The organism is Pleurocapsa sp. CCALA 161 (genome assembly GCF_003003995.1).
In the GTDB taxonomy this organism is placed as follows: Bacteria; Cyanobacteriota; Cyanobacteriia; order Cyanobacteriales; family Xenococcaceae; genus Waterburya.
The window spans coordinates 1-11,469 of record NZ_PVWF01000129.1 but is presented as its reverse complement, the minus strand read 5'-3'; the positions used below and the strand labels follow the sequence as shown (position 1 = coordinate 11,469).

Below are 11,469 nucleotides of genomic sequence, written 5' to 3'. Positions count from 1 at the left end.
ACCCAATCTCACTAATTCGGCGAGGATTTCAGTGCTAGAGAAAGAGCTATCTTCTAAACCTACGAGGAATTCTTGGAGGGTACGGCGAATGTATTCGGTTCGATATTCTGAGTCGTGTAGTTTTTGGAGTTCCTTGAGATCTCGATTATTGGTAAACCCTTGCCAATCCATCAACAGGCGGATTTCCCCTTCATTTTTAACAATGTTTTGTAGGGGTTCAGAGTAGAGTTTCAGTACGCCACTTTCAAAGTAAGCAGTAGAGCGACGATAGAATTTAGTGCGTTCTAAATAAGCAGTGATGAATTGGTGATATTTATCAATATCGTCTGGTAAATTAAATCGGCGACGGCGACGGATTTTGCTTTCTAATTCTAGAAAACTACCTGCTAGTAATGCCTCTTCTTTAACTGCATTTTCCAACTGAACAAATTGCTCAATAACTGTTAGTTTGCTAGTGCGTAATAGAGTAGCATTAGGTAGATTGCCTTCTTGTTTGGGGATGTATTCAAATATATGAGCAGTGTTGAGATCTATCCGAATTAGTTTACTCGTGCTGTGTGTTTGAAAGCCTAAGAAACTGACAATATTTTTAAGGAGATTATCAGCATCGCGGTGTTGAAAAACTAGCCAGTATTGATTGTCAACTCCTTTGATGGGATTTCCTTGAGGTAGGTAGTAAGGGCGTTGTTTACGGATTAAGTCGGAGATGACAGTTTCAAGCATAAAAGATTGTATAAGCAGTAAGAAATATTTAAAGCCAGGATTCAACAGATAATGCTTTAACGGTACGAATTCGTTGAAAGTCGCTATCAGCTGAGACTATTGTGAGATTTTGTTGCAGAGCGATCGCGGTAATCCACAGGTCATTCTCATCGAAACCAAGGTGAGTCATTTTCGTTTTTCGGCGTTTACTTTTTTCTTTAGGAGCAAACTGATTGAATAGTGAAGCTTTCAGTTGCCCGTAAAGAGTAGCAGTTGTTTCATCCACGTTGTAGATATAGATACCTTGAAGAAAGCGTTGTACTAAAGCTAGATTATTCTCCCGCGCTCTCGAACGTTCTGCCATATCGATTAGTTCTCCTTGTACGATTACACAAGTAGCAACTAAAGTATTGTCAAGAGTCGCAAGGCGGTTGATGATGTTGGAGTTGCCAAGAATCGCACCGCTACAATGATTGGTATCTAATAAGTACATTATTCGTCAAAAGGATTGGGCTGATCGAATTGGGCTTTGCCACGAGTGGCATATACTTTTTCTAGGCATAATTGAGCGTCATCGCCTGACCAAGTACCAATAGTTTTTAGATGCTCTAGGAGCGATCGCCCTGTAGATTGAACGGATTTGTGAGTATCTGATTTCAGATCTGTTTGAGTTTTGATTTGCTTAGTTTTCAAAAAGCGTAAAAAGTCTAAAGTTTCTTCTAGAAGTTCTTCTGGAGTTGATTCGATTTCTTGAAATAATAATTCTTTGATAGTCATAATTTAATCCTCACGTTTGTTTACTGTCACAGGAAACTTATTCATAATGATAGATATATCTCTCAGTAAGTGTAATGGCGAGCCTAGATAAAGTTTTGGATGAGGCAATGGATTTGCCACTGGAACAGCAAGAAATGTTGATCCAAATCCTACAACGTCGGATGATAGAGCGACGCAGGGATGAAATTGCGACCGATGCAGCAGCAACTCTTGCTGAATTCAGAGCAGGTAAGCTAAAGGCACAAACTGCTAATGAAGCGATCGCATCTCTTCGAGAATTTCTCCAGTCTGACGAATGAGCAAAATAATTGTCTCTAGTAAATTTAAGAGAGCATTCCGCAAATTTGCCCGCCGTAATACACAGTTGCAAGCACGGATTGAGGAAACAATTGCCGAGTTGTCTAATGAAATATTCAATCCATCTCTGGGTACTCATAAGCTAGAAGGAAAATTATCAGGTTTATTATCTTGTTCTTGTGGATATGACTGTCGTATTGTCTTTGCTATTGAAACAGATGAAGAAAGCGGTGAAACACTCATAGTTTTATTGGATGTTGGTACTCATGATGAAGTTTATTGAATAGGAAAACTAGGAATAGCTGCATCAATTTTTACCATCAGTTCAATGGTTTCTTTGAGGGCGACAACCATCTTTTGATAGTGCAAAATATCTTCATCACTAAGAGTCCTTTCTTTCCTGTCTTTGAGCCATTTTTGACAAGGCTGATAACCACCAACATAAAAATTCCAAACTTCTTCTGGGACACCTTTAAATTTGTCGCCGTTTTTGTTGATGTGAACCGCACCATTTTGGTATTTGGGATGTCCTGGTGCGACTATAAGTTCTCCCGTTCCTTCTACAAACTCAGTAATAAGGTTGTCGAGTTTGGGAGATGTCATTAAGTGAAGTTGAACTAATTGTTCGCCATAGTCTGACAGTTGGCGGAAGAGTAAGTCATTGCTGGTAAGAGGAATGCGGGGGAAATCGATTTTAAGGAATTCAGCGTAGCGATCGCGGTAAGTGGGAGAATGAAGAACGGCGTAAATGTAATATAAGATGGCTTCGGGGGTGGGGATATAACGAAGTTTGGATTTGATGTCGTTGAGGAAGTTTTGAGAAAAATTTATACTTCGTTTCATCCCCATTTGTCTTTCTGTTTCAGTAGTGGGATAAAGATAGAGGGGGAAAATATAATTAGTTTCTTTAGTTTTATTAGATATTGCACAACATTCAACAATATCTCTAGAAATACCTACTAAACTCCATGTGACTGATTGAGATTGTTGGCGACTACATATTAAGCCTAAATTATCCCCTGCTAGCATATGTTGCATTACTTCATGACGAGGACGGTCAACAACATCTGAATGATGATAGTAATGTCTGGTATCAAAGGGACGATATAAACATTTAGTAAATGCTGTTTGCCAATCTAAATTAGCTGCTAAAGACTTCCGCTTAGGATTAATTTTCCAATCTCCAGTGTCTTTTAATTCGTAAGAATTAGCTATTTCTAGATCGCTAATTTGTAAATTACGAAAGTTAGAAATACGCTCTTTTAATTTCTCTTGTTCAAAATCAATTACAAAATGATCGCGATGAGTTTTTACACCTGTAGAGTTGACAGGCATAATATCAGTGATTTTGTAATAGTTATTGTATTCTGGCAATAGCTCATTATTTTGAGGAATCAGTAAAGAAAAAGGAAGCTGAGGCGATAATTTATTCCATTGGCTGGTTGCTAAAGATTGGCTGATTAACCAGTCATATTTATATTTTCTATTACCCCACAGATTGCTATGATTTATTTGACTACTTGTAGTAGTATTATCAGATAATTTAGTAAATAAACTAATAGCTACTCCCTGCTGAATATCAAATACATTTTCATCTTTAGAACCATCGGGAGTCTTTTCTTTTTTCTTGATGTTGCCATGTAAATCAAGAGCATGAATACAATCAAAAGTTCTCATTAAACTTTGACGCATTGCCCGAAAAGTAGGATTATCTAAATAGCCATGATTGCTAATAAAACCAAGGATGCCATAACCTGTCTGTTCGATTCGATGTTGAGCAAAGCGAATAAACTTTACATAGTCATCTAATAAAAGCTTAGGATTTTGTTCTTTAATCGCATCTTTTGGATAATAACTATCTCTAATTAAATTAGTTGCCCAATTACTATTATTGGCTGAATTGACAGAATAGGGAGGATTGCCAACTACAACCATTATCGGTAAATCCCGTTTTACCTCAGTTGCTTGATTTGCTTCTTCGGCAATAAACTCCTCAAAAAGAACTTCAGCTTTCTTTACAGAATCATCCAAAGCATTGGTCAAAAATACTTTCAAACGCTTTCCACTATCAAACTGATATCCAGTCTCCTCAAGAAACAACCCCAACTTCAAATGAGCGATCGCATAGGGAGCCATCAACAACTCAAAGCCGAAGACGCGAGGTAACAAACGCTCTTTTACATATCCAGACCAAGACTTATCTTCTAACCCCTCAGTCAGTGCATCTGGCGACTCCTGAAACCGTTTATAAATTAACTGAAATATCCACAACAAAAATGTTCCAGTTCCACAAGCAGGATCGAGAATCATTACTTCTGGATCGGCTATACCTAAAGGCTTATTAAATTTATCCTTTAGCAACCCATCAACAGATCGCACCATGTAAGACACAACAGGTTCGGGAGTATAATATACCCCTCGCCGTTCTCGCATCTTTGGCTTGTAGGCAGCGAGAAAGTCTTCATAAAAGCGAATAACAATATCTTCTTGGTTAATCTTTTGGTGAAAGTCCCGCAGAATAACCTTCATCTTGGCAACTCGCAGGTAGGAGATAATTTCTACAATCGCCTCAATTAATTCATCACCCAATTCCAAGGGCGATCGCTCGGAGATATCTTGAAACAAACGACGTAAAAACGGATTAGTTTCTGGCAATAGTTTCCATGCCGTCAAACGATTAAATTCAGTAGTTTGGAGGTCATCTTTATTTCGCTCATAGCTAAATACCCTAGCCGTGAACAAACCATAGGCAACAGTTTGAGCATAAATATCAGCAAAACTATATTCTTTTTCGTCGGTAGAACTTACTTTAAGATTGGGCAGTAATTCCTTCTGAAAACTGGTCAATAATTGATGTAAATATCCATTACTTGACTCGGTAGCATAAACATCGGGTATTACTTGCTCGATCTGTCTTGTTACTTCCGCCAATCGCTGTGCCAACTCTTTCGCCGTCGCAACAGAATCGTAGAAAACCCACTCTACCAGAGGTGTAGATACCAGTGCCTTATCTGCGATCGGTAATGAATCTTTGTGTAATCGAGGAAGTCGGCTATTTAGTAGTTGTGGAGAATTCCATTCAAAAGTCTGAATTTGTCTAATTCGCAGCTTCCCTTCAGTTGGGAGAACCAAAGCTACTCTGCCTGTTTCTTCGACCCTGGGCAGAAGAATATACATTACGGGCTGGTCTTCATTAACCCGATCGACGTAATGCCCATAAATTTCTTGCTGCTGTTCGGGACTGGTTAAAAATGCCTTCAGATCGCGATCGCCCTTAGAATTAAGTTCGTCATAAAACCCAACCGCGATCGGCTGCGTCTCTTCTGCTGCTGAGTGACTTTCTCCTGGTCGCAGAAACCAAAATCGAGAACCAGAGCGATCGCGCAGAGCGATCGGATAATCTAATAGTTCTTTGAGGGCTTCAACACGGCTTTTTTCATCACCACTCATAACAGATATGAACTGTTGAGCCGTAAAGCTTGAAGATTTGATTTGTCCCGATTTAGTTACAGCTTGAACCACAATAATTCTCCATAAAAAAGCGAAGTAGCGCGAAATAAAGAAGCACGCAGAATCCCTGTCACGCACTGCCGATAAGTGCGTAAAAACGTGAATATTAGTTAGTGATTAAATTTCGTTTCGCCTTGGTTAATAGGCTGACCGTTTTAGTTAACTGATTTAGCTAGATAGTTTTCCAACAACTCCTCACCCCGTTCCCCTAACTCCTTTAGCTTCGCCTCAATTAGCTTGAGAGCCATTGGAGAAGGTTGAGAATGACCGTTTTCCCATCGGTTAACCGTGGGCGTAACTGGGGGTTGGCAACGATTCGTGAATTTTACTCCCATATCCCCCTCAAATCTTTTGTAGACAATATTTTCAGGCTTCAAATATCTCGACCAAAACATTACAAAAAACACGATCAATTCTCTGGTAAAAGCTTTTCAAGAAACTACCAAACAAGTCGAACTCAGTATCAGAAAATTCAAACGTTTGAGTAACGGAAAACTCAAAGATGAATAGTCACGAAGATTTAATTTTTGAATAGACCAAAAAACCTCACAATTAAGTTCAAGATGATTTGCTGCTATTGGTAAAACACTGCCGAGAATAGCTTCAATTCGGCAATGTATACTAAAAGTAAGTACGAAAGTATGAGGCTTTGACCTATGCTACAAACAACTGCTCAAGGTTCTTTTTCGGCAAAGTCATCTAAACCAAATCATCCTCCAGTTAAGCAAGCTTATTCAGGAGAAAGAGAATATCTTCGACCCCATGAAGTAGAAGAATTAATGAAGGCTGCTCGTAATGAGGGAAGACATGGAGTGAGAGATGCCACCATTATTTTACTGATGTTTCGTCATGGGCTACGTAGTGCGGAATTAGTAGCTCTCAAATGGTCGAGTGTAGACCTCAAGGATGGTTATTTAGCAATTCACCGAATCAAACACGGACATGATAGTGTTCATCCGCTTCGTTCTCCCGAATTGAGAGCTTTAAGACAGTTAATGCTCAGTTATCCCGATACCCAGTACGTTTTCATTTCGGAGCGTAAAGCCCCACTTTCGACTCGTTCGGTTCGTCAAATTATATCTAGAGCAGGACAATTAGCCAGTTTGCCTTTTCCCGTTCACTCTCATCAACTACGCCACGCCTGCGGTTATTATTTAGCATCTCAAGGTCATGACACCAGAGCGATTCAAGATTATCTGGGACATCGCAATATTCAGCATACAGTTCGCTATACTCGATTATCTTCCGATAGATTTGAGAATTTTTGGCTTGATTAACAAGTATGCTAACTATTGCTGTGTTTTTTGAGGAAATAAAGGTTCGTGCCAACTGTAGCGGAAACCGCCTACCCGCGACTAAAAAATCAAGTCAGAGAAAAAGAGCTAACTGAAATCCATACTCCAACTAGGTCAGAGCTAAATTTAGCAAATCAGTATACGAGAAAAGGAGCAACTAAACTAGGATTTTTGGTGTTACTCAAAACTTTTCAAAGACTGGGGTATTTTGTCTCTCCCACCACTGTTCCACAAGCGATCGTTGAGCAGATTGCCCGAAGTGCAGCATTAGCTTGTCCAACTGATGTTCTCAATAACTATGAAACATCTGGGACACGATGGCGACACATTATTATCATTCGAGACTATCTTGCTATTCATCCCTATCAAGCTCAAGCTAGACGAATTATTGTCAAATCAATGGCAGGAGCCAGCCAAACCAAAAATGATTTAGCAGACATCATCAATGTCGCCATTGAAGAATTAGTTCATCATCGTTACGAACTGCCCGTATTCAATACTTTAGTCAGAGCAGCCAAAAGAGTTAGAGGTGTTGTAGACAGGGATTTCTACAGACAAGTCAGACAATATCTAAATAATGAATCTTGTCAAAGATTAGATTCATTATTGACGATTCCCGAATCAACTGCCAAAACACCCTGGCACGAACTCAAACAAGACCCAGGTAGACCCATCCTCAAAAATCTCAAAGCATTAGTCTGGCGTTTAAAGTGGTTATCCGAATTGAATACTTATCAAAGTGCTTTGTCCCATATCCCTAATGTCAAACTCAAACATTTTGCCACAGAAGCAATGAGTTTGGATGCAGGCAGAATGAAAGAGCTAGAGCCTCACAAACGCTACACTCTGGCTGCTGCCATGATAGCAACTCAATCGGCACGCACTTTAGATGACCTAGCATCGATGTTTATCAGGCGGATGCAAAAAATTCACGTCAAAGCCAAAGAAGCTCTGGATAAGTATCGGGAAGAATATCAAGCTCGAACCGATAGATTAATCAGCACCTTCAGAGATGTAATTGTAGCCTATTCCTCGGAAGGAGAAATACAAGATAGATTTACTGAAATAGAGAATGCTATTGGAGAAAACCACGACCAACTGCTGACAGAATGCGAAGCTCATCTTGCTTATACTGGAAACAACTTTTACCCCTTTCTCTGGCGTTTTTTCCGTTCCCATCGAGCCATACTGTTTCAAATTCTCAGACAGGTGAGTTTGCGTTCGACAACCCAGGATAAATCGATTGAGGCAAGCATTCAATTTTTAATTGACCATCAGGGAAGTCGTAAAGACTGGTTGGATGTAATCCAAACAGAGGATAATCAAAAGGTTCAACTGCTTGATTTAGAATGGATTCCCCAAAAGTGGTGGCAGTTAATTACCAATCAAAAAAACAAGAAATCCTATCCAGAATTCATCAATCGCAGATATTTTGAAATGTGCGTTTTTTCTCAGGTGATGTGGGAATTGAAATCAGGAGACTTATATGTTGAAAATAGCGATGCTTTTGCTGATTATCGAACTCAACAGGTTTCTTGGTCGGAATACGAAGCCAATATTGATGAGTTTGGTACATTGGTCGGGCTGCCTGTAGAACCCAAAGCGTTCATCGCTCATGTCAAAAATTGGCTGTTAGATATAACTCAAACCACCGACCAGTCTTTCCCCAATAACCAATCCGTTAGTTTAGAACAAGGTAGACCAGTTCTTAAACGACCAAAAAAGAAAGTTGACTCTAAGAAATTAGCTCAAATTGAGTCCCTGATTGAAGACCGCATCAAACCAGTAAATTTGTTGGATATCCTCACCGATACTGAGTTATGGCTTAATTGGACTCAATATTTCCGTTTGCTCTCAGGGCATGAACCTAAAATAGATAATTCAGTCAGTCGTTATTTAGCCGCTACTTTTTGTTATGGATGCAATCTAGGGTCAAGTCAAACAGCTAATTCTTTAAGTAACTTTGATCGCAAACAGATAGCCTATGTCAATCAGCGTCACATTGGGTTGCCGTCTTTGGAGAAAGCAATTTACAGGATAATTAATGCCTATAATCGCTTTTCTCTGCCTAAGTTTTGGGGTTCGGGTAAACGAGCTTCTGCCGATGGGACTAAGTGGGATATTTACGAGCAGAATCTTCTGGCTGAATATCACATTCGCTATGGTGGTTATGGAGGGATTGGCTACTATCATGTCAGCGATACCTACATCGCTCTGTTTTCTCACTTCATTCCCTGTGGTGTTTGGGAAGCAGTGTATATCTTGGATGGACTGCTGAAAAATACTTCCGATATTCAACCTGATACAATTCATGCTGATACCCAAGGACAAAGCACTCCTGTGTTTGCTTTGGCTTATTTGTTGGGGATTAAATTGATGCCACGCATTCGTAATTGGCAGGATTTAACCTTATGCCGTCCCGATAAACAAGTCCGTTACGATCACATTGATGAATTATTTACTGATGTCATTGATTGGAAACTAATTGAAACCCATCTGAGCGATATGCTGCGGGTAATTTTATCGATCAAGGCTGGTAAGTTTACTGCTTCGACTATCTTACGAAAGTTGGGAACATACAGCCGTAAGAACAGGTTGTATCAAGCATTTAGCGAATTAGGTAGAGCTATCAGAACTGGCTTTTTGATGGAGTACCTTGACAGTCAAGAGTTACGTTCCTCCATTCAGGGAGCTTTGAATAAAAGCGAAGCGTTTAATGGTTTTACTAAGTGGGTTGGTTTTGGCAATGCAGGAATAATTCAGCAGAATAGTCGAGAAGAGCAGCGTAAAATTATCAAATACAATCATTTAGTCTCTAATTGTTTGATTTTCTACAATGTTTTTGAGATTAGCCGAATTTTACAGGAGTATATTCAAGCAGGAAACACTATTGAAGCTGAGATTATCGGTGCGTTGAGTCCTTATCTAACCAAGCACATCAATCGTTTTGGTAGTTATAGCCTTGATTTGAATCGAAAACCTCCAACATTAAATTTTGGATTTTCTCTAATTCCTAGTTAATAAAACTCAGTCATAGCAGAGCTTTGAGGGGGATATGGGAGTAAAATTTACGAATCGTTGCCATCCCCCTAACTACTCCTAATTCGACACTTAACTGCTGTTGGGTCAGATTTAGCTCGTGCCGAAGCGAGCGAATCAACTCACCTACTTGAGGCTGCTTCATCGCGCTGATTTTTATTGACTGCATAGGTGCAATAAAGCTCGTTTAAGTTATATTGAGCTTCTATTTATTTATTTGATATATTGTTTGATTTCGTAAACGTTATATTGTCGAATATAGCTGTGATCTAAAGCAGATGTAAATGTGATTTACCCTGAATACTTAATAAATATTTAAAATAAACGATGTTTCTAAGGCTACGCTCGATGTAGCGGAAGTTAGCTAATAAATTCTTTAAATTACGTTGTTCGCGTTCTATATCTAGCGTCTGATCGTGAATTACTCACAGTATTCTTGTACCAAGTAAATATACTTTTTCAACTCCAATACTTTCCTACTTTAAGATCTACTACAACTGGAATTGGGTTAAGTAAATCCCGTCCCGCTTCAATCATGACTCGTTCTAAAATTTCAGTCGCAGATTGAGCTTGCTCTTCCCTAACCTCAATCACCAATTGATCGTAAGCAGTTAAAACTAAATACACATCTAACTTGTGGTGAAGAGATTCTAAATACCAATCAGAAATAGCCTGTTTCAATAAATCCGCACAATCAGCCTGAATCGAGTAATTGATAATTTGATTTAATTTTGGACTTTTATGGGACCAAATATTTAGCCTGCCCAAAGTAGATTGTGCCTGTTGTTGACCCTGTTGCCAGTTTCGCCGACACTGTTGATGGTATTCTTCAATTTCAGGATAAAGACTAAAGAACATATCCCGCAGTTCCTTGGAACGCTCTAGGGTAAAGTAGACATTAAATTTCTTGGCTGCATTAAGTCTAAACTTTTCTGCCCCCATGCCATAAATCAAACCTAAATTGGCAATTTTTCCCAGTTTACGTTGCTCTGGTTTAAGCTCATCTATTTCACAATCATAGACATAGGAAGCGGTTAGAGCATGAATGTCCTTTCCTTGCTTGAACGCTTCAATTAGCCTGGGAACTCCCATTCGTTTAGCAGCCAACCTTAGCTCAATTTGAGAATAATCTGCATCAATCAATAAATAACCTTCTGAAGCAGCAAAACAGGATCTAATCTTAGGAATTTTCGGAATATTACTCAAATTGGGTTCAGTGCAGCTGGTTCTTCCTGTTCTAGTCCCAATTTGCCACCAATTGCCCCTCAGTCTACTGTCTGGCTGAATATGTTCTTCATATCCCTTGAGAAAAGTACTAATAGTAGTGTTAAGACTACGGTATTTAAGTATTGTGGTCATAATTGGATATTCTTTAACCAGCTCAATCAGAGTATTGCTATTGGTCGATTTTAGTTCAACCCCGTATTCTTGTAGTGCCACCAGTAGTTGTTTGGAAGAGACGATGTTAAATTTTTTTCCCAACTCTTGATAAATTTTTGACTCCAGGCGATCGCGTTGTTGCTCGTAATCTGACCTTACCCTTTGCCAGCGTTGGTGGTCGAGATAAATTCCTCGCTGCTGCATCTGAACCACCGCAGGCAGGCAGCAGTACTCTAAAATAGCAATATTACTTAACCTAGTCTGTTCTAATCTAGATTGCAGTTTAGTTATTAATTTGACTAAACTCCCTGCATCATTAGCAGCATATTGTAATTGAGCTTGCGAAAGCTCTCCTTTCCAATCAGAAGTCTGTTCTGCTTTATCCAGTAAGATATTAAGTAACTCTTTAACTGTAAACTGTAAACTCGCCTGTCTGGTTGCTCCTGCCTTTAAAACCTCAATACCTAGC

At 39.3% G+C, this 11,469-nt stretch carries 10 protein-coding genes and 1 pseudogene; 4 read left to right on the top strand and 7 right to left on the bottom strand.

Going from position 1 to position 11,469, the window contains the following annotated elements; translation table 11 throughout:
- The 3 genes and pseudogenes from C7B62_RS21260 to C7B62_RS21250 form a co-directional block, all read right to left on the bottom strand.
- Nucleotides 1-723: pseudogene (locus C7B62_RS21260) on the bottom strand (helicase); the annotation flags it as partial.
- Between the two features lie 28 nt (nt 724-751).
- Complete coding sequence (locus C7B62_RS21255) at nt 752-1,195, bottom strand: type II toxin-antitoxin system VapC family toxin (protein ID WP_106242008.1); 444 nt, start codon at nt 1,193-1,195, stop codon at nt 752-754.
- The gene (locus C7B62_RS21250) at nt 1,195-1,479 is read right to left on the bottom strand and encodes a DUF2281 domain-containing protein (protein WP_106242005.1); all 285 of its coding nucleotides are present in this window, start codon (nt 1,477-1,479) and stop codon (nt 1,195-1,197) included. Before C7B62_RS21250 ends, C7B62_RS21255 begins: the two co-directional genes overlap by 1 nt.
- A gap of 74 nt (nt 1,480-1,553) precedes the next feature.
- Between C7B62_RS21250 and C7B62_RS21245 the strand changes: the two genes are divergently transcribed.
- Nucleotides 1,554-1,778 carry a hypothetical protein gene (locus C7B62_RS21245; protein WP_106242003.1) on the top strand — a complete coding sequence of 75 codons (225 nt, stop codon included), beginning with the start codon at nt 1,554-1,556 and terminating at the stop codon, nt 1,776-1,778.
- Nucleotides 1,775-2,059: a type II toxin-antitoxin system YafQ family toxin gene (locus tag C7B62_RS21240; protein WP_106241999.1), complete on the top strand. Its 285-nt coding sequence runs from the start codon at nt 1,775-1,777 to the stop codon at nt 2,057-2,059. The genes C7B62_RS21245 and C7B62_RS21240 overlap by 4 nt, the downstream gene beginning before the upstream one ends.
- Here C7B62_RS21240 and C7B62_RS21235 read toward each other — a convergent pair.
- Both C7B62_RS21235 and C7B62_RS21230 read right to left on the bottom strand, forming a co-directional pair.
- The gene (locus C7B62_RS21235) at nt 2,053-5,226 is read right to left on the bottom strand and encodes a type ISP restriction/modification enzyme (RefSeq protein ID WP_106242011.1); all 3,174 of its coding nucleotides are present in this window, start codon (nt 5,224-5,226) and stop codon (nt 2,053-2,055) included. The genes C7B62_RS21240 and C7B62_RS21235 overlap by 7 nt on opposite strands.
- 215 nt (nt 5,227-5,441) lie before the next feature.
- The gene (locus C7B62_RS21230; RefSeq protein WP_199194311.1) at nt 5,442-5,693 is read right to left on the bottom strand and encodes a hypothetical protein; all 252 of its coding nucleotides are present in this window, start codon (nt 5,691-5,693) and stop codon (nt 5,442-5,444) included.
- Between the two features lie 249 nt (nt 5,694-5,942).
- Here C7B62_RS21230 and C7B62_RS21225 point away from each other — a divergent pair, with 249 nt between their 5' ends.
- The gene (locus tag C7B62_RS21225) at nt 5,943-6,563 is read left to right on the top strand and encodes a tyrosine-type recombinase/integrase (protein ID WP_106241992.1); all 621 of its coding nucleotides are present in this window, start codon (nt 5,943-5,945) and stop codon (nt 6,561-6,563) included.
- A 45-nt stretch (nt 6,564-6,608) separates the two neighbouring features.
- Nucleotides 6,609-9,602, top strand: a complete 2,994-nt coding sequence (locus tag C7B62_RS21220; protein WP_106241990.1) for a Tn3 family transposase — start codon at nt 6,609-6,611, stop codon at nt 9,600-9,602.
- Nucleotides 9,603-9,612: 10 nt separating this feature from the next.
- On the opposite strand, the gene C7B62_RS25850 is transcribed toward C7B62_RS21220, so the two are convergent.
- Together C7B62_RS25850 and C7B62_RS21215 are read right to left on the bottom strand one after the other, a co-directional pair.
- The gene (locus C7B62_RS25850; RefSeq protein WP_158260721.1) at nt 9,613-9,789 is read right to left on the bottom strand and encodes a hypothetical protein; all 177 of its coding nucleotides are present in this window, start codon (nt 9,787-9,789) and stop codon (nt 9,613-9,615) included.
- Between the two features lie 290 nt (nt 9,790-10,079).
- On the bottom strand, nt 10,080-11,469 hold a 1,390-nt coding region (locus C7B62_RS21215; protein ID WP_106241987.1), incomplete at its 5' end, for a DNA polymerase.

Coding starts and splice junctions, on each gene's coding strand:
- C7B62_RS21255 (WP_106242008.1), bottom strand. CDS start 1,195: ATGTACTTATTAGATACCAATCATTGTAGCGGTGCGATTCTTGGCAAC.
- C7B62_RS21250 (WP_106242005.1), bottom strand. CDS start 1,479: ATGACTATCAAAGAATTATTATTTCAAGAAATCGAATCAACTCCAGAA.
- C7B62_RS21245 (WP_106242003.1), top strand. CDS start 1,554: ATGGCGAGCCTAGATAAAGTTTTGGATGAGGCAATGGATTTGCCACTG.
- C7B62_RS21240 (WP_106241999.1), top strand. CDS start 1,775: ATGAGCAAAATAATTGTCTCTAGTAAATTTAAGAGAGCATTCCGCAAA.
- C7B62_RS21235 (WP_106242011.1), bottom strand. CDS start 5,226: ATGAGTGGTGATGAAAAAAGCCGTGTTGAAGCCCTCAAAGAACTATTA.
- C7B62_RS21225 (WP_106241992.1), top strand. CDS start 5,943: ATGCTACAAACAACTGCTCAAGGTTCTTTTTCGGCAAAGTCATCTAAA.
- C7B62_RS25850 (WP_158260721.1), bottom strand. CDS start 9,789: ATGCAGTCAATAAAAATCAGCGCGATGAAGCAGCCTCAAGTAGGTGAG.